Source organism: Streptomyces phaeochromogenes (assembly GCF_001418655.1).
GTDB lineage: Bacteria > Actinomycetota > Actinomycetes > Streptomycetales > Streptomycetaceae > Streptomyces > Streptomyces phaeochromogenes.
The window spans coordinates 19,079-42,615 of record NZ_LIQZ01000008.1 but is presented as its reverse complement, the minus strand read 5'-3'; the positions used below and the strand labels follow the sequence as shown (position 1 = coordinate 42,615).

General features: G+C 71.3%; 21 protein-coding genes. 11 read left to right on the top strand and 10 right to left on the bottom strand.

Going from position 1 to position 23,537, the window contains the following annotated elements; translation table 11 throughout:
* Window positions 1–425 precede the first annotated feature (425 nt).
* Window positions 426–1,454, top strand: coding sequence for a LacI family DNA-binding transcriptional regulator (locus AOK17_RS01195; protein WP_055610346.1), 1,029 nt, complete (start codon window positions 426–428; stop codon window positions 1,452–1,454).
* A 55-nt stretch (window positions 1,455–1,509) separates the two neighbouring features.
* Here AOK17_RS01195 and AOK17_RS01190 read toward each other — a convergent pair whose 3' ends face one another.
* The 3 genes from AOK17_RS01190 to AOK17_RS01180 are packed head-to-tail and all read right to left on the bottom strand — an operon-like array spanning window position 1,510 to window position 3,496.
* Window positions 1,510–1,977 (bottom strand): GNAT family N-acetyltransferase, encoded by a 468-nt coding sequence (locus tag AOK17_RS01190; RefSeq protein WP_055610345.1) that lies wholly within the window; start codon window positions 1,975–1,977, stop codon window positions 1,510–1,512.
* Entirely contained in the window at window positions 1,974–2,492 is a 519-nt protein-coding gene (locus tag AOK17_RS01185; RefSeq protein ID WP_055610344.1) for a hypothetical protein, read from the bottom strand. The genes AOK17_RS01190 and AOK17_RS01185 overlap by 4 nt, the downstream gene beginning before the upstream one ends.
* A gap of 38 nt (window positions 2,493–2,530) precedes the next feature.
* On the bottom strand, window positions 2,531–3,496 hold the full coding sequence (locus AOK17_RS01180; protein ID WP_055610352.1) for an LLM class F420-dependent oxidoreductase: 966 nt from the start codon (window positions 3,494–3,496) through the stop codon (window positions 2,531–2,533).
* Between the two features lie 81 nt (window positions 3,497–3,577).
* On the opposite strand from AOK17_RS01180, the gene AOK17_RS01175 reads away from it, so the two are divergent.
* The 5 genes from AOK17_RS01175 to AOK17_RS01155 all read left to right on the top strand — a co-directional run bounded on the left by AOK17_RS01175 (window position 3,578) and on the right by AOK17_RS01155 (window position 10,676).
* The gene (locus AOK17_RS01175; protein ID WP_055610343.1) at window positions 3,578–5,074 is read left to right on the top strand and encodes a metallophosphoesterase family protein; all 1,497 of its coding nucleotides are present in this window, start codon (window positions 3,578–3,580) and stop codon (window positions 5,072–5,074) included.
* 167 nt (window positions 5,075–5,241) lie between these two features.
* On the top strand, window positions 5,242–5,607 hold the full coding sequence (locus tag AOK17_RS01170; protein WP_055610342.1) for a cupin domain-containing protein: 366 nt from the start codon (window positions 5,242–5,244) through the stop codon (window positions 5,605–5,607).
* A gap of 226 nt (window positions 5,608–5,833) precedes the next feature.
* The gene (locus AOK17_RS01165; protein ID WP_169801887.1) at window positions 5,834–8,182 is read left to right on the top strand and encodes a serine/threonine protein kinase; all 2,349 of its coding nucleotides are present in this window, start codon (window positions 5,834–5,836) and stop codon (window positions 8,180–8,182) included.
* Window positions 8,179–9,393 (top strand): hypothetical protein, encoded by a 1,215-nt coding sequence (locus tag AOK17_RS51185; RefSeq protein ID WP_169801886.1) that lies wholly within the window; start codon window positions 8,179–8,181, stop codon window positions 9,391–9,393. Before AOK17_RS01165 ends, AOK17_RS51185 begins: the two co-directional genes overlap by 4 nt.
* Complete coding sequence (locus AOK17_RS01155; protein ID WP_245696969.1) at window positions 9,390–10,676, top strand: extracellular solute-binding protein; 1,287 nt, start codon at window positions 9,390–9,392, stop codon at window positions 10,674–10,676. The genes AOK17_RS51185 and AOK17_RS01155 overlap by 4 nt, the downstream gene beginning before the upstream one ends.
* A gap of 25 nt (window positions 10,677–10,701) precedes the next feature.
* Here the strand turns inward: AOK17_RS01155 and kstD are convergent, their stop codons facing one another.
* A complete protein-coding gene (gene kstD, locus AOK17_RS01150) occupies window positions 10,702–12,435 on the bottom strand; it encodes a 3-oxosteroid 1-dehydrogenase (protein WP_055610341.1) in 1,734 nt (577 codons plus the stop codon).
* 461 nt (window positions 12,436–12,896) lie between these two features.
* Between kstD and AOK17_RS01145 the strand changes: the two genes are divergently transcribed.
* The 3 genes from AOK17_RS01145 (at window position 12,897) to AOK17_RS01135 (ending at window position 15,932) form a co-directional block, all read left to right on the top strand.
* Window positions 12,897–14,135, top strand: coding sequence for an NlpC/P60 family protein (locus AOK17_RS01145; RefSeq protein WP_055610340.1), 1,239 nt, complete (start codon window positions 12,897–12,899; stop codon window positions 14,133–14,135).
* Between the two features lie 144 nt (window positions 14,136–14,279).
* Window positions 14,280–15,029: a 2-phosphosulfolactate phosphatase gene (locus tag AOK17_RS01140; protein WP_055610339.1), complete on the top strand. Its 750-nt coding sequence runs from the start codon at window positions 14,280–14,282 to the stop codon at window positions 15,027–15,029.
* Between the two features lie 381 nt (window positions 15,030–15,410).
* Window positions 15,411–15,932, top strand: a complete 522-nt coding sequence (locus AOK17_RS01135; RefSeq protein WP_055610338.1) for a hypothetical protein — start codon at window positions 15,411–15,413, stop codon at window positions 15,930–15,932.
* 58 nt (window positions 15,933–15,990) lie between these two features.
* Here the strand turns inward: AOK17_RS01135 and AOK17_RS01130 are convergent, their stop codons facing one another.
* Window positions 15,991–16,251: a hypothetical protein gene (locus tag AOK17_RS01130; RefSeq protein WP_157881260.1), complete on the bottom strand. Its 261-nt coding sequence runs from the start codon at window positions 16,249–16,251 to the stop codon at window positions 15,991–15,993.
* A 271-nt stretch (window positions 16,252–16,522) separates the two neighbouring features.
* Window positions 16,523–17,173 (bottom strand): DUF4360 domain-containing protein, encoded by a 651-nt coding sequence (locus AOK17_RS01125; RefSeq protein ID WP_055610336.1) that lies wholly within the window; start codon window positions 17,171–17,173, stop codon window positions 16,523–16,525.
* A 578-nt stretch (window positions 17,174–17,751) separates the two neighbouring features.
* Here AOK17_RS01125 and AOK17_RS01120 point away from each other — a divergent pair.
* Entirely contained in the window at window positions 17,752–19,398 is a 1,647-nt protein-coding gene (locus AOK17_RS01120) for an alkaline phosphatase D family protein (RefSeq protein WP_055610335.1), read from the top strand.
* A gap of 12 nt (window positions 19,399–19,410) precedes the next feature.
* Here AOK17_RS01120 and AOK17_RS01115 read toward each other — a convergent pair whose 3' ends face one another.
* From AOK17_RS01115 to AOK17_RS01100, 4 genes are all read right to left on the bottom strand, one after another.
* The gene (locus AOK17_RS01115) at window positions 19,411–19,863 is read right to left on the bottom strand and encodes an SRPBCC family protein (protein WP_107102264.1); all 453 of its coding nucleotides are present in this window, start codon (window positions 19,861–19,863) and stop codon (window positions 19,411–19,413) included.
* Window positions 19,864–19,930: 67 nt separating this feature from the next.
* Window positions 19,931–20,464: a GNAT family N-acetyltransferase gene (locus tag AOK17_RS01110; protein ID WP_055610334.1), complete on the bottom strand. Its 534-nt coding sequence runs from the start codon at window positions 20,462–20,464 to the stop codon at window positions 19,931–19,933.
* Between the two features lie 7 nt (window positions 20,465–20,471).
* Entirely contained in the window at window positions 20,472–21,347 is an 876-nt protein-coding gene (locus tag AOK17_RS01105) for an SRPBCC family protein (protein WP_063997151.1), read from the bottom strand.
* Window positions 21,348–21,461: 114 nt separating this feature from the next.
* The gene (locus tag AOK17_RS01100) at window positions 21,462–22,421 is read right to left on the bottom strand and encodes a LysR family transcriptional regulator (protein WP_063997150.1); all 960 of its coding nucleotides are present in this window, start codon (window positions 22,419–22,421) and stop codon (window positions 21,462–21,464) included.
* Window positions 22,422–22,638: 217 nt separating this feature from the next.
* Between AOK17_RS01100 and AOK17_RS01095 the strand changes: the two genes are divergently transcribed.
* Window positions 22,639–23,532, top strand: a complete 894-nt coding sequence (locus tag AOK17_RS01095; RefSeq protein WP_055610331.1) for an FAD binding domain-containing protein — start codon at window positions 22,639–22,641, stop codon at window positions 23,530–23,532.
* Window positions 23,533–23,537: the final 5 nt, after the last annotated feature.

Genomic DNA, 23,537 nt, shown 5'->3' with positions numbered 1-23,537 from the left:
CGTCGCACTGCTTGCCGCCGCCCGAGTCGTCTTCCCCCGATCCGCATGCGGTGACCAGGCTCGCGGCGGCAAGCAGTGCGACGGCACCGGTGACGAGGCGGCGTGTGTGTCCAAGCGGTCCGGCCGTGCTCCCCATGGTCGATCCCCCTCGTGTGCGGCGGGCCCAGGGCGGGCCGGCCGGTCGGGACGATGGATGTGGTGGCACTGAACTCTGCGAAGAACCCCGTGAAGGAAACAAAACCGAAAAGGTTTTCTGCGACGCTAGGACGCGACTCACGACCCGTCAATCCCCTTGCAAGTAACGGCTTATGGGGATTCGTCAAACCCGGGGAAGCATCGGGACCGAAACGGTTTCGCGTACTGTTTTCCGGGCGGCGTGCACCCTCAACGGCGTCGGCACGTGACGCGAGACAGGAGTAACCCCCATGGCACAGGCCACCGGCCCCTCTCGTTCGCAGCCCGCCACGCTCAGCGACGTCGCGAGGCTGGCGGGCGTGTCCATCGCCACCGCTTCCAAGGCCCTCAACGGCCGCAGCCAGGTGCGGGCGGAGACGAGACAGCGGGTGATCGAGGCGGCCGAGCGGTTGTCGTTCCGACCCAATCAGGTGGCGCGTGGTCTGCTGGCCGGGCGGACGGGCACGGTCGGGCTGCTCACCAGCGACCTGGAGGGCCGGTTCAGCATCCCGATCCTCATGGGTGCCGAGGACGCGTTCGGCGCCGGCGAGGTCGCCGTGTTCCTCTGCGACGCCCGTGGTGACGCGATCCGTGAGCAGCACCATGTCCGCGCGCTGCTCGGCCGCCGGGTCGACGGTCTCATCGTGGTGGGCAGCCGGACCGATCCGCGTCCGTCACTGGGCCGCGAACTGCCCGTCCCCGTCGTCTACGCGTACGCGCCGTCCGAGGATCCCGCGGATCTGTCGATCGTCCCGGACAGTGTGGGCGCCGGGCGGATCGCGGTGGAGCATCTGCTCGCCTGCGGTCGTACGCGGATCGCGCACATCACCGGTGACCCCGGGTACCTCGCCTCGCAGGAGCGGTCCGAGGGTGCCCTGGCCGCACTCGCCGACGCCGGCCTCGCCCTCGTCGGCGAGCCTCGGTTCGGGGTGTGGTCGGAGGGCTGGGGCCGGGCGGCCACCGCGATGCTGCTCGACCAGCACCCTGACGTGGACGCCGTCCTGTGCGGAAGCGATCAGATCGCGCGCGGTGTCATGGACGTACTGCGCGAGCGCGGCCACCGTGTGCCGGAGGAGGTGGCGGTCATGGGCTTCGACAACTGGCAGGTCCTGACCTCCGCGTCCCGACCGCCCCTGACGAGCGTCGACATGAACCTGGAACAGGTGGGCCGTGCCGCCGCGCACGCGCTGTTCACCGCGATCGCCGGGGCGCAGCGCTCGGGGGTCGAGACCCTGCCCTGCAGGGTGGTCATCAGGGGGTCGACGGCGCCTCTGTCCTGAGCAGGAAGAGTCCGCCCGCGGCGGGCGCGGACGGACGCTTCGGCGACTCGGCGGCTCAGCCCTGCACCGGCAGGAAGTAGCGGAGTTTCTCCTTGGCGCGTGCGCCGAGGCGGTCGTAGAAGCGGATCGCGCCCTCGTTCCATGCGGGGGTCTGCCACTGGACCTCGGTCAGACCGAGGTCCAGCGCCTCGGCCACCACGGCGTCCATCAGCGCGGCGCCGAGGCCCAGGCCCCGGTTGCCGTCGCGAAGGAAGAGACAGTCCATGGTGAGGTACTCGCGGCCCTCCCAGGTGGAGAGTTCGGGCGCACAGGTGGCGTAGCCGACGACCTCGCCGTCCGGCGACTCCGCCACGAGGCACCTCAACCGCGGTGCCGGCGTGCCGAAGAGAAGGACTTCGAGCCGTTCGGCGAGGTCGGGGACCGGCGGTGCGGACTTCTCGTACGAGGCGTGCTCCGCAGCCAGTTCGGCGACACGCGGCAGGTCGGCGGGGCGTGCGTGCCTCACACGTGGAGCGCCCGTCATCGGACGTCCCCGGCCATGGTGTCCGCGCCCCACGCGGCCAGCCGGTCCGCCACCGGGCCACTGCCGTCGAGGACGTGCCGCGTGAACGCGTCGCGCTCATGGGCCAGGACGGCGGCTTCCCAGACGCAGGGCGCGAGCCCCACCCGCCCGGGCCGCAGCAGTTCGGGCTGCCCGGCCGGGCCGGTGAAGACCGCCAGGTCGGACATGTATCCCTCGATCCAGTTGCTGACGAGGACATAGTCCCCGTCGCCTCCCGCGTGCACGAGCAGTACGGCGAGCCCCAGCGACCCACGGGCACGCCCGAGCGCCAGATGCGCTCCGGCGATCCGCAGCGCCGCCGCCCCGTCCCGATCCGTCACGACGCGCCCGGGCGCCTCGATCGCGTACACCTTCACCAGATGACCACTGGCCTCGCGGGTGCCCAACGCCCGTGTCCCGCGCGCGTGGTGCCCCTCGGCCAGCGCGAGCAGCGCCTCCGCGTCGACCGCCGTCGGCAGTTCCTCACGATCACTCATCCGGCCATGATGCAGGGGGCGGGCCTCGTCCGTCTCCCTCACCCGGACACCAGGTCCGCCAACGCCGTCAGCGTCCGCTCCCCCGCCGGGTCGCCCGCCGTGGCCGGGACCACGGCGATCTCGTCGAGGCCGGCGTCGGCGTACGCGTCGATGCGGGCGCGGACGGTGGGGGCGTCTCCCACCAGGGCGAGCGTGTTGGCGGCCTCGGGTGGGACTGCTGCGAGGAGGGTTTCCGGAGTGGCCTCGGAGCGGGCGAGGCCGACCGCCTCGCCGAAGCCGGCCGCGGTGAACACGTCGCTGTATCCCGGGACCGTCAGGTAGCCGACGATGCTCCGCAGGATCTGCCGGAGGGACTCGGGTTCGGGGTCGACGGCCGCGGGCAGCCAGGCGGCCAGTCGCGGCGGCGTCCGGCCGGCGAGTTCCGCGGCGGCGGTCAACTTGGCGCGCAGGGTGCGGACTTGCTCCGGGGAGACGACGTCGAGGAGCATGCGGTCGGCGTGCGCGGCGGCCACGGCGATCGCGCGGTCTCCGAACGCCGCCACGGTGAGCGGGCCTCCGGGCGGCTGCTGACGTCGGCGGAAGGTGCTTCCGGGCACGATCGCTTGGCCGGGTTCGCCGTGCATGAGACCGCGTACCGCCTCGGCTGACTGCGCCAGTGCGGCGGCGGGCCGAGTGCGGGGCCGGCCGTGGACGCCCTCGACCACCCGTTTGCTGGACGTCCCCAGCGCCACCCCGACCGGGCGGCCGATCACCGCGGCGGCCGACGCCGCGCCTCTGGCGATCGTCAACGGGTCTCGTACGGAGACGGGAACCGGCCCGGCGGTCAACGTGACGCGCTCGGTGGCGAGCCCGATCGCCGTGGCGAGCACGAACGCGTCCCAGGTGGGCCCCTCACCGGCCCACACCTCGCGGTACCCGAGCCGGTCGGCCACCGCGGCCACCCGCAACGGCTCGTCGACCGGGCTGTCGTCCTCTCGTGCCGCGGCAACCACGCTGATGTCCATCGGCATCACGGTAGTTGGTGCCCGCCCTCCCCCGACGGCCCCACTTGGATCACCGGACGAGGGCGTTGTTACCGTGCACCGATGTCACACTCTTCACGCGACACCGCCGAGGGCGCCGGCTGGGGCACCGCGGAACGCGGCGACTACAAGCAACTGATGCCGCACCGGGTCGAGAAGCTCTCCTGGCTCAACCCGAAGACGCTCTGGCCCGCCCGCAACGGCGTACTGGCCTCCTGGTTCGGCGACCCCACCGGCCGGACCCGCAGCCGCTGGGTGGAGCAGCGGACAGTCGCCGGGGCACCCGCCGACAAGGTGGTCCGGCGCGACGATCCGGACCACTTCTCCTTCATGGTCATCGGGGACACGGGAGAGGGCGACGACCCCCAATACGCCGTCGTCCCAGGCTTTCTGAAGGTCAGTCAGGACACACGGTTCGCCGTACTCGCCAGCGATGTGGTCTATCCGGTCGGCACCGCCGACGACTACGGCACGAAGTTCCATCGCCCGTACCAGGACTACCAGGCACCCATCTACGCGATACCCGGCAACCACGACTGGTACGAGGACCTGCAGGGCTTCATGCGGGTCTTCTGCGAGGCCCCGCCGCTCACGCCGGAAGCCACTCCGCGCCCGCTGACGCCCGCCTGGCTGCGGTCGCTGCTCTGGCACAAGCCGCGTACCACCGACGAGCAGCGCCTCGCCGAGGCACGGAAGTTGCGCTCGGCACCCGCCCAACAGGCGGTCCAGCCCGGCCCGTACTGGGCCGTCGACGCCGGGCCGGTGCGCATCATAGGCATCGACACCGGTCTGCTGGGGACCGTCGACGCCGAGCAGGGCCGCTGGCTCCGCGAGGTGTCCAAGGGTGACACCCCGAAGATCCTCATCACCGGCTCCCCCTTGTACGTGGACGCCGAGCACCACCCCTGCCTGATCGACGGCGGCGGAACCGTCGACGACATCGTGCGCGACCCGGACCATCACTACGTGGCCGCGATAGGCGGTGACATCCACAACTACCAGCGTTATCCGGTGACGGTGGACGGCCGCACCATCCAGTACGTGGTCGCCGGTGGCGGCGGAGCCTTCATGCACGCCACGCACACCGTCCCGCGCGTCTCCGTCGCCGGTGTCTCCGAGGACGACTTCCGCTGCTACCCGCTGCGCGGCGACTCGCTCGCCTTCTACAGCAGGCTCTACGGACGCCGGCTGCGCATGCGGCGCTTCTTCACCCTCACCGAGGCCGAGGCCACCGCCGTCATCGCGAAGCGGCTCGGTATGCGCCCGACCCGCGCTCAGGTCTCGCCCGCGCGCGTCACCCTGCGTACCCGCCTGGTCGCGAGTCTGCTGGGCGCCGGCGGTCGTCCGGACCGCACCTCCCGATTCCGGCTCCCCGTGCGCAAGGCGTACACGCAGCTGCTGTCCCCGGGCTCGGCGACGTACAGCCCGCCGTTCTTCAAGTGTTTCCTGCGGCTTGACGTCACTCCTGACTCGGTCCGGTTGCGCTGCTTCTCGGCGACGGGCAATCTCCAGCAGGAAATCGACCCGCCGGTCGAGGACGAGGTGACCATCTCCCTGTAGGGGCGACTGCGTCTCCCCGCCTCTGCCTCCCGCCGGGCTTCCGTCCCCCGAATGGCGGAGCCGGGCGCGCGGGCAGACGATGGAGGGGAGGGGTTCGGCCGGGTCGTCGCGAGGCGGTGACCGACCGCCCGCCAATGCTGGGCAAGGCCAGATGGGAAGGAGCCGTCATGATCGAGGTCAAGGCGGTCGAAAAGCCGGACGAGCGACGCGATTTCCCTCGTGGCCACCTCGAAGCGGTCCACCTCACCGGGCTCGACTTCGCCGTGGCGACGTTCGAACCGGGCTGGCGCTGGTCCGAGTCCGTGGCTCCGATCGCGGGCACCGAGAGCTGCCAGGTCCATCACAACGGCTACGTCGTCGAGGGCCGGATGCGGATCCGTATGGACGACGGCGCCGAGAGCGAGGTCGGCCCCGGTGACGTCTTCGTCTGTCCTCCCGGTCACGACGCCTGGGTCGTGGGGGACGAACCCACCGTGGTGTTCGACTTCGCCGGAGGCATGGCGCAGGAGTACGCGAAGGCCAAGGAAGGCTGATCCAACGGGCCGGTGGGCGCCCCGTCGACTCGTAGGGGTGCCAACCCGCCCGCGATGACGCACAGAATCCCCGACTTGCGGAGACGCTGGGAAGCCTCCGTCGGCCCGAGACACCGGGACTCCTCCGCGGGTCCGGGTCGGTGGGTCGTCTCCTCGGCCACTTCCGCACATCATCTTCGCCTCGGCCCGGGGCCATTCAGGGCGCCCGCGTCTATTCTGAGGACGCATGGACGGGGCTGCGGGCAGAGGTGCGACCGGTGAACTGCCGGAATCCAGCGAGCCGTTCTTCATCGCGCCACAGCAATCGGTGATTCTGCGGGCCGCGCGCGTCGAGTTGCCCGAGGAGAGTCCCGATCCCGTCCTGCTGCCCTCGATCACGCTGCTGGAGCGCGCCGCCTCCCGTGGGAGCGACCCGGAGGGGCTGCCACTGCCGCCGCCGCACATGCTCGCGGGGCAGTACCGGATGATGCGCCCCCTCGGCTACGGCGGTATGGGCGAGGTGTACCTCGCGCTCGACACCAAGGTCGACAACCGCGAGGTGGCGATCAAGGTCCTGCGCGGGGAGCAGGCGGCAGCCGCGGCGGATGCCCTGGCCCAGGAACGGCGGGCGCTGGTCGACCTCAGCCACGACGACATCATCCGTGTCTTCAACTACGGGCACCATCCCGAGATCGGGGACTTCCTCGTCCTCCAGTACGTGGACGGGCTCACCCTGGAGGAGGTGCGGGCGCGGGCGCAGGTGAACCCGGCGGAATTCGGTGGCGGCCGTTTCCACGAGTTCGTACTCGCCTACGGGATACGTCTGCTGGCCGCGCTCGGGTATCTGCACGGCGACTGGCCCGGCAAGGTCTACGGCGACCTCAAACCGGACAACGTCATGCACGACGGCACCACCACGAAGATCATCGATGTGGGAAGTGTCCGCATGGTCGGTCTGCCCGGCCACACCACGGAGAGGTACCGCGCCCCGACCGTCGGCCGCAGCGGTGAATCCACCGGCCAGGACGACCTGTTCAGCCTGGGCGAGACACTGCGGCGGCTGAGCGGGCTCGGCGGATCGCCGGACGATCTGGCGGAGCTCGGCCATCTGGACGTGATCGGCGGGCTCGGCGCACAGGGCGGCGAGACCGAGACCGCGCAGACGTATCCGATAACGGCACCCCCTCCCGTGGGGCTCGGTCTGGTGTCGCTCGCCCGGGTGCTGCACCGCGCGACCCGGAGCGAGCCGGCCGAGCGGTTCGCCACCGCACGGGAGATGGAGGAGCAACTGCGGGGCGTATTCCGGGAGTTACGGTCGCTGCGGACCGGCCTGGAGACCTTCGAACCGTCACCGCTCTTCCTCCAGTCGTCGTACGCGCTGGACGCGGCCCTCGGCTCCGCGCCGCCCCTGGCCCGGTGGGCCACCCCGAACGCTTCCGCCCCGTACGCGCCGCCGTCTCCCTCCGAGGCCGCGCAGCGGCTGCCCGTACCGCGGCCCGACCGGCACGACTACCACCACGCGCAGTTGAGCAGGCTGGCCGATGCCGCGCCGGAGGCGCTGCTGCAGCACACCGGGGACTGGCGCGACTCGCCGGAGGTGCATCTGCTGCGCTGCCGGCTGCGGTTGCGCGGTGCCGGGGGCGGGACAGCTGCCGCCGAGAGTGAACTGCGGTCCGCCGAGACGCTGATCGGTGCCGAGCGCGCTCCTCACGACTGGCGGCTCGGCTGGCACCGCGGGCTGCTCGCGCTCGGCCGGGACCAAGTGGCCGCGGCCCGGCGGCACTTCGACGAGGTGTTCGCGGCGATCCCGGGCGAGTACGCGCCGAAACTCGCGCTCGGCTACTGCGCCGAACGGCTCGGCCGGTGGCAGGAGGCGCTGACGTTCTACGAGGCCGTACGGCTGCGCAATCCGTCGCTGGGCAGTGCGGCGTTCGGCGCCGTACGGGCGCGTCTGGCACTGGGCGGTGAGCGGGCGTGGGACGACGCGGTGCGGGCCCTGGACGTGGTGCCGCAGCATTCCCGGCACCGAACCGCCGCGCGTACGGCCGCCGTTCGCGTCTGCGTCGAGCATGTGCGGACCGCCGAGCGCCCCGACGAGGTGACCGAGCGGCTCCGCGAGGTGCTGGAGCGGCTGACCCGGCTCTTCCACGCGCACGGGCTGACGGACGAGCAGGCCCGGGTCCGTATGACGGCGGAGGTGTGGGAGGCCGTACAGGGCGCACTCGCCCGCGGTGCCGTCGACGCCGCGGGCCTGGCCGCGCTGGCCGCCGGCGCCGACGAACGGCTCGGCCTCCCGTCCGACGGGCCAGGTCTGCGCAAGGCCCTCTCCCGCCTCTATCTCACCCTCGCCCACCAAGCCGCCCGTTCCGCCTCGCCCGAGGACGCGGCCGTCGCCGAAACACTCCTGGACCGCGCCTACGAGGTCCGTCCGCTCGCCTTCCGACACCACAGGGACAGCCCATGGCTCGGAAAGAGAGTCACGACCTGGCTCCGGACGATCGCACGTACGCCGACACCTCCACCGCCACCGGCACCACCACCGGGACCGACCTCGGTGCCGCCACCCGGGGAGAGCGCTCGGGCGGCCCGCGAGTGAGTGAAGCCGCGCGCCCGCAGCCCACGGAGGACGATGCCGCACCGCCCGCACGGGTCCTGCGTGCCGCGCGGGCGGCACGTCTCGTCGCGGCCGAGCTCGCCCGCCGGGTCTGGCTCTACGTGTGGCCGTCGGCGGCCGGCCGTCGCAACCGCGCGTATCTGCGGGAGCGGCTCGTCGCGCTGCCGCTGCTCGCCGTGGTGGCGTTCGGGACTCTCGGGTGGGCGTACTCGGGTGTGCGGGACGACTCCGCGTATGTGCGGGACCGGCTGGCGCCCGCGCTGGTCGGTCTCGCGAACGCCAAGGCGTCGCTGTTCATCGCACAGGGCGAGGCCGAGGAGAACCTCGCCGAGGGACGGGCCTCCGAGCTGAGCGGGCTCAGCGAGCGGTACCGGACGCGGGTGGCGCGGGCCACGCAGAGCCTGAACCAGGTCACGCGCAGCGGAGCCCTGACCGTGGCCGAGGAACAGGAACTGCGCGTCGTCTCCGCCCTGGTGGTGGACTACACGGGCTGGATCGGGCGGGCGCAGAACCACGTGGCCGATCCCGTGCTGCGGGACGCGGAGCTGACGTACGCGCGCAGCATGCTCTGTTCGACGCCGGTCGCCGCCGCGGACCGGCAGGACCGCTATCCGCCGTGCAGTCCCACGGTCGGTTCCGCCGCGACCTCCATCGTGGACCGGGTCGCCGGGCTCGAACGGCAGTTGCGGGAGCGGCTCGCGGACCGGGCCGCCTGGAGCGGGCCCGTGCTCGTCGCCGCCGTGGTCTGCGGAATCGCCCTGGTGCTGCTCGCCGCCGGACTCTGGCGCACGGTGCTGTTCCTGCGGCGCCGTTTCCGGATCCGGCTCAGTGTTCCGCTGGCGGTCGCCGCCCTGCCATTGCTCGCCGTACCGCTCCTGACAACCGACGCGCTGCTCGCGCGGCACGCGCAGAAGGAGGCCGTCCCCGTGGCGGACGCGCTCGCGACACGGACCTCGCCCCGGACGGAGACGATCGCGGAGGAGCGCCCGTTCGACGGACCTGATCCGCAGGCGATCGAAGTGCTGAAGGCGCGCATCGACGACGGGCTGTCCAGCGGTCGGCTCGTCTTCCTGGACGGGGTCGCGCCCTTCGTGTTCCCCGCGGGCCTGGTCGGCGCGGTCGTCGCCGGCGCCGCGCTGCACGCGTACCGGCGCGAATATCTGGTCGTCGCCCGCCCGGGAGCCGTGTCGTGAACGGAGCCGTGAACCGAGCCGTCAGCCGTGGCCTCCGCTTCCTCCTCGCGGTCTGTCTGCTCGCCCTCGTCCCCGGCTGTACGTCGGACACCCCCGACCCGCTCGTCGTGCTGGGCCCCTGGACCGGCAAGGAGGGCAAGGCCTTCGAAGCGGCCCTGAACCGGCTCGACGACGGGACCGGCAGGACGTACACCTACGAGGGCACCCGCTCGCTGCGCGAGACGCTCGTCTCGCAGCTGGAGGCGGACGCCCCGCCGGACGTGGCGATCCTCAACAGCATCGGCGAACTCACCGAGTACGCGCGCCGCGACAAGCTGAAGCCCCTCGTCGAGGAGGCCGCCGAGCGCGCGTACGCGCCCTGGGCACCGACGCTCCTCGTGGACAACAAGCGCCGCACCTACTGGGTGCCGCTGAAGGTCGATCTGAAGAGCCTGGTGTGGAGCAAGGAGGGCACGTCCAGCGACGATCCGACCTGGTGCGTCGGGCTCGCCTCGCAGGCCACCTCGGGCTGGCCCGGCACCGACTGGATCGAGGACATCCTGCTCCACCAGGCGGGCCCCGACGTCTACGAGAAGTGGGCCACCAGCCGGCTCAGCTGGCGCGATCCGGCCGTGCGACGCGCCTGGACGACCTGGGCGGGGCTGCTCGGCAACCGCTCACCGAAGTCGATCGAACGGTCCCTGACCACGTCGTACGAGGGCACGCCCGGGCCCGACGAACCCCTCGGACTGCTGGCCTCCCCCGGCTTCGACTGCACACACGAGCACCAGAGTGCCTTCATCCGGTACGTGTACACGGGCGACGACGTCCGGGTGGAGCCGTCGGCCCGGTTCCTGGGCGGGTCGGCCGAGTACCGCGACGCGTACGAGGTCGCGGGCGACATGGCCGCCGTCTTCAGCGACGACCCGGCGGCCCAGGAACTGGTGGAGCGGCTGTCGAGCCCGGCAGGCCGGGAGCGCTGGCAGGCGGAGGCGGACCCGGCGGTGCGCCCACTGTTCCCGAACACCACCGGTCTGCCGCCCACCACGCCCGCGAACCCCGTCGAGCAGGAGATCGACGGCCTGCTCAACTCACGCGCCCGTACCCTCTGCTTCGACGCCTCGGACGTGATGCCGCCCGAGCTCCGGGACGCCTTCCACCGCGCCGTCCTGGAGTTCTTTCGGGACCCTGCGGAGAAGCATCTCGCCTCGCTGTTGCGGCAGTTGGAGACAGTACGCGCCCAGGTGGACAAGGAGTCTGCGGACGACCGTTCGTTCCGGCCGCCCGAAGACATCTGCGCGTGACGCGACGGACCCCTCCCTCGCGCTTTCAGGCCCGGGCCGCTGCAGCGATGTCCCGTGCCGCGATGTAGCCGAAGGTCATCGCCGGTCCGATCGTCGAGCCCGCGCCGGCATAGCTGTGGCCCATGACCGCCGCGCTGGCGTTTCCGGCGGCGTACAGGCCGGGGATGACGGATCCGTCCGGGCGCAGCACGCGGGCCCGGGCGTCGGTGCGCAGACCGCCCTTGGTGCCCAGGTCACCCGGGACGATCTTGAAGGCGTAGTAGGGGGCCAACCACAGCGGTGCAAGGCAGGAGTTGGGGAGGATCGCGGGGTCGGTGTAGTAGTGGTCGTAGGCGCTGTCGCCGCGGTGGAAGTCGGCGTCCGTGCCGTTGCGGGCCAGGCCGTTGAAGCGGTTGACCGTGGCCCGCAGGGCTGCCGCGGGTACGCCGATTCCCGCGGCGAGGGCGTCCAGGGTCCAGGCCTTGTGGGCGGCGCCGGACGTGTACCAGGCGTCGGGGAACGTGAACGTCGGTGCGATGTCCCTGAACAGGTAGCGGTTGCGGTAGTTCTGGTCGACGATCAGCCAGGCCGGGATGTCAGGGTCGGTCGCGTTGCGCTCGTACATGGTGTGTACGACATCGCTGTACGGGGCCGCCTCGTTGACGAAGCGGGCTCCGGCGGCGTTGACGAGGAGCCCGCCGGGCAGGGTGCGTTCGGCGAGGCAGAAGTAGGGCTCGTCGGGCAGGGGGATCGCCGGGCCCCACCAGGCGTCGTCCATCAGGTCGAGCGCGGCACCGGCCCTGCGGCCTGCCTGGATTCCGTCGCCGGTGTTCTCCTTGGCTCCCACGGTCCACTCGGTGCCGATGGGCTGTTGCTGGTACTGGGCTCGCATGGCCGCGTTGTGCTCGAAGCCGCCGGAGCCGACGATCACTCCGTGCCGGGCCCTGATCAGCCCCGGGGTGCCGTTCTTCGTGACGACCGCTCCCGCGGTGGTTCCGTTCTCCGTGTAGAGGTCGGTGAGCGGGGTGTTCAGCCAGAGGGGCACCTGGGCCGCGAGCAGTCCCGCGCGCAGGCCGGCCGCCAGTGACTGGCCCATGGTCAGGGGCTTCTGGCCGAGGAGGGCCGCCCTGGTGCCGCGGGCCAGGCACTCGGTGGCGACGGCGGCGCCCTTCAGGCTGACCGCGGAGAGCGCGAGCCACTTGTAGTCGGCGCTGAAGACGACCATGCCGCTGGGCACCGTCAGGTACGGCGGGTTCAGCCGGGCGAGTTCGGCGCCGAGGATGTTCCCGTCGAGCTGGGCGGGTTCGATGGAACGGCCGCCGGGCAGCCCGCCGGGCAGCTCCGGGTAGTAGTCGCTGTACCCCTCCATCCAGCGGAAGCGCAGCGGGCTGTTGGCCAGTACGAAGGAGATCATGGCGGGGCCCTGTCCGAGGAAGGCCTGCCGGCGTTCCGCGGAGACGTCAGGGCCGACCACCGCGGCCAGGTAGGTGGCGGCCTTCGCCGGGGTGTCGGGGACCCCGGCGGCGAGGATCACCGGGTTGTTCGGGATCCAGATTCCCGCGCCGGAGCGGGCGGCCGAACCGCCGAAGGTGGGCGCCTTCTCCACGACGACGCAGCTCAGTCCTTGTTTCGCGGCCGTCAGCGCGGCGGTCATCCCGGCGGCTCCGGATCCGATCACGACGACGTCGTACGTGCCGAGCAGGGGCAGTTCGGCCGCGTCGGCGGCGCTCGGGAGGCCGGCCGCGAGGGCGAGCCCGCCCGCCGTCGCGGCGCCGAGCACCCGGCGCCGCGACGGGCCGGGATGTGAAGGGCCGGGCTGTGAGGGGCCGGGTCGTGAGGGAGCTTCGGTACGTCTCGCAGGATCCGCGGTTGTCGACATGGCAGCACTCCAACAGGGCGAAGGAAGACGAGGACGTGCTGTGCCCCGGGAGGCAACAAGCCTGTGGGGTCCCGGTTCTGATGCGGAGTCAGGAATCTGGCGCGAGGGTCTTGTGAAGTCAAGAGGCACGCCGATCCCGCAGTTGGGGAGCGGGCGGGTCGCACCCTGACAGATGACAGGGACCGGCAGGCGGGTGGAGTCCGTACGTTCACGGGAGACCACCGAGACCAGGGGGAGGGCGTGCCGTGATCAACAGAGTTCGCAGAATCCGAAGAACCGGAAGAACAGGGCCCGGAAGGACGGACTCCGGGAGAACAGGGTTCGGACGAACCGGGTGGGGAGCGCGGTCATGGGGGCGCCGGGTGCGGCTCCTCGTGGCCGCGCTCGTGACGGTGGTGAGCCTCGGTCTGCCGGCCGTCTCGGCCACACCGGCGACCGCCGCCACAGGGTGCGCGCCGCTCCAGTCCGGTGCGAGCGCGGCGGCGGAGGCGGCCGTCGAGGTCGCGTGCCGGTACGTCGGCAAGCAGTACGCCTGGGGTGGCGGTCACGCACAGGGCATGCCCGGTCCGAGCCAGGGCCAGATCGACCGCACGGATCCCGCCTCGTACGCGGACCCGGAGCTGTGGAGCTTCGACTGCATCGGTCTGGTGCGCTGGGCCTGGTACAAGGCGACCGGCCGGGACCTCATCACCGAGCGCACGACGCAGGCGACCTTCGCGGCGCCCGGATACGCGCACACGAAGTTCCTGAAGTCGCAGGGGTCGGGTGTCCTGCTGCCCGGCGACATCATGTACTTCGGCCCGACCGGCTTCGGCCCGACGCACGTCGCGATCTATCTCGGCAACGGCAAGATGGTCGAGGCGCCGCAGTCCGGCGCGCAGATCCAGGTCAACAACATCAGCGCCCGCTGGGAGCGCTACCAGGGCGCGTTCCGCCCGCACGCCGACGTCACGCCGGGGGTCTGGTCCTGGGACGGCCGCGGCTCGTACCACAAGACCTGGGGCCAGCCCAACCTGCGGCAGGACTCGAACACGAGCAGCCGCATCAACTTCACCAACGGCAACGGCATCTCCGTACAAGCGCGGGTGCTGTGCCAGCGGGTGGGCGAACGGGCCACGGTCGACGGCATGGTGAACAACGTCTGGTCGTTCCTGCCGGACTACCACAGCTGGATCAGCAACCTGTTCGTGCAGGGTCCGGCCGTGCTCAAGGATGTGCCGTCCTGCGGTGACTTCCCGGAGATCGGCGGCACACTGGCCGGCGCGGAGAACAACACGTCCTGCGGCGACGGTACGGAGCCCAACTCCACGGGCGCCTGGACGGCCAAGTCGACCACCGTCTTCGGCCGCACCGTGGAGCTTCGCTACAACGGCACCACCGAGTGCGCCTGGGGTCGCATCACCGGTGGCGCGCCCGGTGACGAGATCTGGGTCGACCGCAGCGCCGACGGGGGCGCGACCTGGTCCCCGATGCTCGGCTTCACCACCATCACCTCGGGCAACGACGCGTACACCACCCAGTGGAACGACTCCGGCCTCGTCATGCGGGCCTGCGGCACCAACGGCCCGGGCGGCGCCATCGAGTGCACCGGCTGGTTCTGACCCACCGACAGCCAGGCCGGCCGGTTCCGGAAGTGGCCCCATCCACCCCTGGATCCGGCCGGCCGCTCCGCGCGGAGGGGCCGACGATATGACGCGTACCACTCCCGGGGTTCTTCGGATCGGCCATGCGCGATCATGATCCGAATGGACACTCGTTTCCTTGGCATCGCCGAGCTGGTCGACACCCCGTCCGTGGCGGTCGTGGTCGACGTCATGCGGGCATTCACCGTGGCCGCCTGGGCCTTTGCCCAGGGCGCGGAAAAGATCGTTCTTGCCGGGTCGCTGGACGAAGCCCTGGCGCTCAAGGCCGACAACCCGGACTGGGTGGCCCTCAAGGACGGTCCGCCCGCGCCCGGGTTCGACACCGTCAACTCCCCCGGCCTGCTGCGGTCGATCGACCTCGGCGGACGGACCGTTGTGCAGAAGACCACGGCCGGGACGGTCGGCGCCCTGGCGGTCAAGGATGCACCGCTGGTGCTGTGCGCGAGCTTCGTGGTGGCGGAGGCGACGGCTCAGCTCCTGCGGGCGCGCGGGAGTGACAGTGTCACGTTCGTGGTCACCGGCGAGGACGGGCAGGCCGACGAAGATCTGGCGTGTGCTCAGTACATCGCCCGGAGAGCCACCGAGCCCGGGACGGATGCTGCCGGGTTCCTCCGCCGCGCCGCGCAGTCACGCGCCGCCGCCGAACTGGCGCAGGGGGTGCGCCAAGGAGTCCATGCCGATGACGTCGGGCTCTGCCTTGAGCTCGACCGCTTCCCCTTCGCCATGGTGGCCACCTTGGAAGACTCACTCATGGTCCTGCGGGGGCGGGCGGTCCCGGCCGTGGGGTCGCACATCCGTCAGCCGTCGTCGTCATCCGCGTCGACCGGGCCGAGGAACTCCCCGGCGCCGTAGTTCAGGCTGTGCGCGGTTCTCACCAGCGGCGCCAACGGGTCTCTGCGGGGAAGCGCAAAGCGGGGAAGCCCGAAGCGAGCTAATCGGAAGCGGGGAAATCCGAAGCGTCGAGGGAGACTTCGACGGCAGGTTCGCGCCAGCAGGACCAGCCAGGAGACCGCGGCCATCACGACGACGCTCCCAGCCATACGCGCGGATCGCACTCTCGTCCGAAGTTCGGGTGTTCTACGGACAAACGCCACGGCGCGCCACCCCTTCCACTGGATAGATATATCTACGAATATGACTCTGGGCATCGCCTCGGGAATTGCACACGGAGCCGCGCCCGGGGAGGGGGTATCACTGTCCGCTCACCCGGACCAGCGGTCGAAGAGGAGAGACATGAGAAGCGCTCCCCACCAGCAAGCCGTGGAGTGGCTCGCAGCAGCCGCGGTGGACCCCCGGGCCTGCAAGCGCGAATGGGAACACGGGGCGAGCGGCGCCGCGCTGCTGCCGGCCGGCCGGTTCTGGGACGTCCTCAGCGTGCCGGAGGAGATCGGCCTGTTCGCCCTGGACGCCCTCCTGCGCCTCCCGCTGCCGATGCCCGGCCCCACGCTCGCCGATTTCGGCGCCCACCGGGTCGGGTTCTTCCTTCCCCCGGACCCGGAGAGCTACTGGGTGGGGCAGGACATCCGCTACTCCGGGAAGGGATCCTGGATCGCGGTGCCCTCGCCCCGCCGGACAAGCGGCACGCTGCGCTGGCTGGTTCCGCCCGACGGCCAGGGCGCCCTGCATCTCCCGACCGCTCTGGAAGTGGCGCTCCATCAGGCCGCCGAGATGCTCTCCGCCCTGGTGAACGGGGAACGGGCACGCCCCGTCGGCAACGCGGTGCGTCCCGGGCCGGGTCCCGATCGACTCGGCTGAGACACCAGAGGCGGCCGGGCCGGCCGGACCGGCCGAGCCGGTGGCCGGGCGGAGCCCCTCAGGATCCGCCCACCCCCTGACCGTCGCTTCGACGCCGACCGGGACCGGGGAGGCGAACGTCGGTGGCGCGCAGGGCGGCGAAGCCAGGCCGACGCATCTCGTGCCGCCGGGGCACCACGCGCCCGCGGGCCTGCCAGTCGGCGACCAGCGCCGCGTAGATCGGCGGGTCCGTCCAGTGGGCGCCGGCGAGTTCGACGGACGGCCGGTCCTGACCCTCGCGGCCCAGGAAGGACCCCGTTGTGGCGAATGTGCTGTCCATGTCCGTGCAACGGGGCGCATGCGCCGGTGGTACGCCCTCACCCACCAGGGGCACCGGATCGAGCGAGCGCACACCCCTCGTTCGGGGCCATGTTCTCATCGGACCAGACGATGTATCCGTCGGCCCGGACGCTGAATTCGCCGGACCGGGCGATGCATTCGTCGGCCGGACGACGCATCCTGTCGGCGGCCACGAAGGCCGACAAGATCGTACGTGCTGAGGCCGCGCCTTGGCCGACTCCGGTGCGGTGGAGCCGGCCAAGGCGGTCGGGTCAGGAGCTGGGGCACTCCTTCCAGGCCAGGTGGTAGATGGTGCTGATGTCACCGTCGGTCGAGTCCATGGTCATGAAGCTGGTGGTGCCGGGAGCGGATGTGCCCGCGTTCACGCGGAGTTCGGTGTTGATGTTGAAGTTCCGCTGCACACCGCAGGGCGCCCAGACCAGCTGCGCCCACTCCGTCGTGTCCGTGGCCTGCCAGTTGTCGTCGTAGGGGCCTCTGAAGGGGTGCGTGATGGAGGCCGTGTTCGACGAACCCTGGAAGTAGTACGAGGCCTTCTCGGTGCTGGTCGCCCCCGCCTTGAGCGAGGCGAAGCCGCGGTAGTCCGCACTGGCGATGGCGTACGTGAAGCCCCCCGGCACGGCGACCGTCAGGTTGAGCTGGCAGTTCTTGCGGAACGCGGTGGGATCCGAGTTGCCTCCCACCTGGGCGAGATAGTCGCTGTAGGTGACCGTGAACGCGGTGTTGTCCGGGGACACGGCGATGGCGGCGGTGCCCTGGGGGCAGCCGGAGCCGTTCACCGTGGCGACCTTGATGACGATCTTGTCCGGGGGCGGGTCGACGATCCCGGTGGACGGGTCGTGCGCGGGGAGTGCGGTGGCGAAGAGAGCGGCGATGGCACCGCTCAGAAGCATCGCACCAGCCATGGTGCTCCAATCCGTTGCGTCGGTGTTCCGGCGGCGGGCGAATGTGTCCCGCCGCGAATTGGGGGGTGCGGCCTTCGCGTACGCGAAGGGCCGTCGCGGACCAGGTGCGTTGGATCAGACATGGATCAGGCATGGATCGGACATCGAGCACAGCCATGCAACGGTCATGCACATGCCAAACGCATGACCGCATGAACCCCGGCCCTGTGAAGGAGCTGTGAAGACCGGAGCGGTCGCATCGTATGTACGTCCGGTGGAAGCAGCCAGGGCGAACTCCGGCCATTCCTCGCTGTCTTCCAAGCCACAGGGACCTTTCGTCCGAGCCACGGGGCTACTCGTTCAAGTCCCGGGTCCCGGACACCGTGCCCATCCGGTCGCATACCCCGGGCGTACCGGGTCGGCGCTCCGCGCGCCGCAGCGGGCCGGTGGGCCCTCGGCGAGCGTCGACCGTTACGCCGCCTGCGCTTCGAGAGGCCGCGCCTGCCGGGTTCGTGATCTTCATCTGATTAGCATTCACAAGCCCCGCAGCACCCGTTGCCGGGGCTGCCCCGCCGCCATCACCGTGAGGGGATAGAGCCATGCCCCCGGGCCGCCAGAGTCCGTCGTCGCAGCACGCCCCCGAACTGCGTGCGGCAGCACGCCATCTCGCACGCCGCCGCTTCCTGACCGTCACCGCGGCAGCCGCCGCGCTCGCCTTCGGCACACATCTGCCCGCCACGGGCGCCGCGAGCGCCGCCGAGCTCGACGCGGCGAGGATCACCGACGACCCCTTCACACTCGGCGTCGCCTCCGGTGACCCGTGGCCCGGCTCCGTACTGCTGTGGACACGGCTCGCGCCCGAGCCGTACGAGGCCGACGGCGGCCTGGCCCAGCAGCGTGTCGTCGTCGAATGGGAGGTGGCCGACGACGAGCGGTTCGGCACGATCGTCCGGCGCGGCGCCGCCATCGCCCATCCCGAGGTCCACCACACCCTGCACGTCGAGGTGGACGGTCTCGCCCCCGGTCGCGTGTACTACTACCGCTTCAGGACGGGCACCTGGATCAGCCCGACGGGCCGTACGCGCACCGCTCCCGCCGCCATCGGCCCCGCCTCCGCGCTCACCTTCGCCGCCGTGTCCTGCCAGGCCTACCAGGAGGGGTACTTCACCGCCCACCGGCATCTCGCGGGCGACGACGTCGACGTGGTCCTCCACCTCGGCGACTACCTCTACGAGTACGCGGTCGACGCGGCCGGCGGCGCCCGTAAGTACACCGACCGTGTTCTGCCCGACCTCTTCAACCGGGAGACCGTGACGCTGGAGGACTACCGGCTGCGCTACGCCCTCTACCACCGGGACCCGGACCTGCAGGCCGTGCACGCCATGCACCCGTTCGTCGTCACCTGGGACGACCATGAGACCGAGAACAACTACGCGGCCGACAGCGACGAGAACGGCACCCCGCCGGCCGCGTTCCTGCTGCGGCGCGCCGCCGCCTACCGGGCCCACTGGGAGAACCAGCCGCTGCGCGCCTCCCAGCTGCCCAACGGGCCCGACGCCCAGCTCTACCGCCGTCTGCACTGGGGAACGCTGGCGCAGTTCGACGTCCTCGACACCCGCCAGTACCGCTCCGACCAGGCCTACGGCGACCGGCCGCACATCCCCGGCCCGGAGTCGGACAACCCGGCACGCACCATCACCGGCGCCACCCAGGAGCGCTGGCTGCTCGACGGATGGCGCACCTCCGACGCCGTGTGGAACGTGATGCCGCAACAGGTCTGCTTCTCCCAGCGGAAGCTGGACCTCAGCCCTGTCGCCAAGGTGTCCATGGACGCCTGGGACGGCTACCGTGCCTCGCGCGACCGGGTCCTGGCCGGGGCGAAGGCGGCGGGCATCGACAACCTCATGGTGCTCACCGGGGACGTCCACGTCGGGTACGCCTTCGACATCAAGGACGACTTCGACAACCCCTCGTCCAGAACCCTGGGCACGGAGATCGTCACCCCGTCCATCGCGAGCGGAGGGGACGGCATCGTAAGACCCACGAACTGGGCCACCTATCTGTCCGCGAACCCCCACCTGAAGTTCTACAACGGACAACGCGGCTACGTCAGGGTGCGGCTGACGCCGGAGGCGGCGCGGGCGGACTTCAAGACCGTCTCCGCCGTCACCACGCCCGGGGCTCCGATCACGACCGCCGCGTCCTTCGTCACCGAAGCGGGCGCCCAGGGGCTCAAGCCCGCCTGAGACCGGCAGCCCTCAGGTCTCGGCCCGGCGGCGGACCGCCGCGAGCAGGCGCCGCACGCCCACCGCGTGCCCTCCTGTCCCGAGGACGAGCAACCGGTAGAGGCCACCGGCCGGGCCGGGGAAGGTGGCCCGGGTCTCGGCGGTCAACCGTGACCGGCCCGGACCCGCGGGCTCCAGGCGAAAGATCAGCGCGTACGACGAGAAGCGGTGGCGCCCGCCGAGGATCAGCTCCCGCCCCGGGACCGCGGTGGCCACCCGGAACCCGGGAAACGTCGAGCCCTCGGCGAGCGGCCGTGGACCCGACGCCGTGCGGTCCGCGCATCCGACCAGCCGCGCGTAGCGGCTCGCGCCGGGGCGCGAGAAGGACCGGTCCAGGGTGTCGCCCAGACTGCGCCAGACGTCATCGGCTCCCGCCGCGACGACGGTGGTGTGCTCATCGCGGTACGGCAGCGAAGGGATCTGCATCATGGCCTCCATGGCGGTCCGGTCACGGTCGGCCGCCCGGTCGTTCGGCGCGCCACCGAGGGACCGGTCAGCCCTCGAACTCCGTCAGGTCGATCCCGTAGATCCGCACGTCGTGCGCGTAGGCCGGGTCCACTGTCGCGCCTTCCGCCTGCATGCCGAGCTTGTCCAGCACGTTCGACGACGCGGTGTCGGCCGTTCGGCACACGGCGACGATCCGGTCGATACCGCGGTCCTGCAGAGCGAATTCGAGTGTGGCGTGGGCCGCCTCCGAGGCATAGCCCTGGCCCCAGAAGACACGCGCCATCCGCCAGGTGATCGCCACCTGCCCCGCCACCTCGGGCGGGGAATCAGGAACGTACAGCCCGACCGCCCCGGCCAGCTCCCCCGATCCGAGGAGTTCGACGGCGAAGACCCCGAAGCCCTCCTCGTCCCACTCCTCCTCCCAGGCCTCGATGTCCTCGGCGGTCTGTTCCAGGGAGCGGGGCGTGCCGTCACCGACCCATCGCATCACCGTCGGGTCGGCGTGGATCTCGGAGAGGGGCACGAGGTCGTCGTCCTGCCAGCGGCGCAGCAGAAGACGGGGGGTATGGATCTCGGTCATGCCCCCATCATCGCGTGAGCCAGACGACAAGAACGACCACGACCACGGCGAGGACGATCGCCGCCGGAAGAGCGCGTTTGAGTACGGCACCGCGTGCGACGCTCATAAGGTCCAGAGGTTCGGGTTCGGCCGGGGCCTGCGTACGGGAAACGGCGGGCGCTTCCGCGGGGCGGACGCCGTTCGAGGCGGGGGTGGCCGGAGCGGCTGGAGAAGTTGGAGCGGTTGAAGAGGTTGGAGCGCTGGGAGCGGCCTTCCTCGGGGCTTCGGCGGCAGGGGCGTTGTCCACGGTGGCGCCTCCGGCGGAAGCGGGTTCCGGCGTGGCACTCGATGCGATCCGGGCGCCGGCCTCGGGCTCGGCTCCAGCTCCAGCTCCAGCTCCAGCAACGGCCGTCACCCCGGCCTCTGGCATCGGTGCGACCGATTCCTGCGCCTGCTCCTTCTCCGTCGCGAGTTGCCCCTCCAGGTTGTCGACGAACTGGGCAAGGAGCTTCCCGCTGACCTCCTCGATCACACCTCGGCCGAACTGCGCGATCCTGCCGGTGATGGTGAGGTGGGTGTCCACCGTCACCCGCGTCCCGTCGCCGTCCGGGACGAGCCGGGCGGTGACGCGGGCGTCGGCGTTTCCCTGGCCCCGGGTGTCACGGCCGCGCGCGTGGAGTACCGCCGTACGCGCTTCGTCGTCCTTCTCCTCGAAGGAGACGACGCCCTTGTACTGGACGGTCATGGGGCCGACCTTCACCTTGACGACGCCGTTGTAGGTGTCGCCGTCCACGCCGGTGAGCTGGGCGCCGGGCATACAGGGGGCGATCCGCTCCACGTCGGTCAGCAGGGACCAGGCCTGGTCGGGCGGCAGGTTCACTCGGAACTCGTTGGTGAAGTCCATGACGGACACACGATGGGCGTGGGCGGCCGGACCGTCAATGAGCTCTTCAGGGTTTGCTTAAGTCGCCGTTCCCAGGACGCCGGAACCCGTGATCCGCCGGCTCCCCGAGGCCAGTCAGCTCCAGATCGTGACGTGGACCGGTGGTCGGAACTCGTTCATCGGAACGCCCTTGGACCGGGTCAGCACCGCCTGTGTCGCAGCCGGTGTCGTGACGAAACGGCACAGCGCGGCGGCGGTCGTCGAGCGCCGTTCCCCGTTGAGCGCGCTCGCGTACAGCATGCCGCCGAGCCGGGCGCCGGAGACGTCGAGCACGGCCAGTGACCCGCGGCGCAGCTCGTCGCGTACGACGTGGAGGAAGGCTATGGACAGCCCGGCCCCGCCTGCCACCGCGTTGAGAGAGGCCGTGACGCTGGGGAACGCCTTGGCCTTGGCGGCTTCGACTCCGGCATGGGCGAGAAAGGCGCCGGAGAGGGTGTCCGGGTCCAGTCCGGCCGGGCCCAACATCCATGGCTCGTGGGCCAGTTGGGTGGGTGCCAGCCGCTTCCGGTGTCTGAGCGGGTGGTCCGGGGCCGCGACGACGACCAGTTGGAAGCGCAGGAAGGGGATCGACTCGATACCCGGTTCGGGGCGGGGCGCAGGACCGATCGTGACATCGGCTCGGCGGTCACGGAGCAGGTCGCCGAAGACCGCCACCGGCACGGCGAGGGTGTCGACGTCCAGGTCGGGCTGGCGGCGCCCGAAGGCCGCGAGCAGGGCGGGGAGGACCTGTTCGGCGCCGGCTTCGGTGGACGCCACCCGCAGTTGGGCGGTGCCCGAGCCGGCCTGGCGGACCCGGTGGCGGGTCTCCTCGGCGAGGCCGACGATCTCGGCGGCCCCTGCGGCGAGGCGTCTGCCGCCCGGGGTGAGACTGATCCCGCCGGCGGCCCGGATGAAAAGAAGGTCACCGAGTTCACGGCGGAGCGCGGCGACCGCGCCGGAGACCGCGGCCTCGGTGACGCCGAGCGACCCCGCGGCGGCCTTGACCGAGCCCAGACGGGCCACCGTGACGAAAGCGCGGAGCTGAGTCAGCGTCATGTCCGCCATTACAACGGCTGTTCGACCGGTAGGACCCCCTCCGGTACCCAGGTCTCTTAAGCATTCGCTTGAGTCGCCGTTGACCGCCCCATCCCTTCGCGCAATTGTTCCCCCGGACCGCCGGAAACCGGCCAGGTCCCCAATCGACGGACGGTTCCCCCGCGCGCGCTGCCTCGCCCGGGCGTGCCGGGCGGCCCGGTCCGGGAGGGAGCGTGCCGTGCAGGTACCCGCTTCGTTCGACTACCAGCGCGCCGAGAGCGTGGACGAGGCGCTGGAACTGCTGCGGCGCTACGGCGAGGAGGCCCGGGTCGTGGCCGGCGGACACAGTCTGCTGCCGATGATGAAGCTGCGCCTGGCCGCCCCCGAGGTCCTCGTCGACATCAACGACCTGCACGAGCTCGACCACATCGTCCTGGTCGGCGACGAACTGCGCGTCGGCGCCCTCACCCGGCACCGCACACTGCTGGAGTCGGAGCTGGTCGGCCGGTACTTTCCCATCGTCCACGACGCGGAGAAGGTGATCGCCGACCCGCCGGTCCGCAACCGCGGCACGATCGGCGGCTCCCTCTGCCAGGCCGACCCTTCCGAGGACCTCTCGGCGGTGTGCGGCGCGCTGCACGCCCATGCCGTCATCCGCGGGGCGGGCGGCGAACGGATCGTCTCCATGGCCGACTTCCACCAGGGCCCGTACGAAACGGCCGTGGGCGTCGGCGAGATGCTGACCGAGGTGCGGCTGCCGGTCCTGCCGGGTGCGGGCAGCGCGTACGAGAAGGTCGAGCGCAAGGCCGGGGACTGGGCCGTCGCCGCGGCCGGGGTCGCCCTGACGCTGCGCGAGGGGCGGATCGCCGACGCGGGCGTGGGTCTGGCGGCGGTCGGCGCCGGGGCGCTGAACCTGCACGCGGTCCAGACGCTGCTGAACGGCAGCGAACCGTCCGAGGCCCTGTACGAGGAGGCGGGCCGGGTGGCGTCGGACAGCTGCTCACCGGTCACCGACGGGCGGGGCAGCGCCGAGTACAAGCGGCATCTGGCCGGCGAACTCACCCGGCGGGCACTGCGGCGGGCGGTCGCCCGGGCCGGGCGGCCCATCGGGTCCACGGCAAGGGAGGCGTGAGGCGC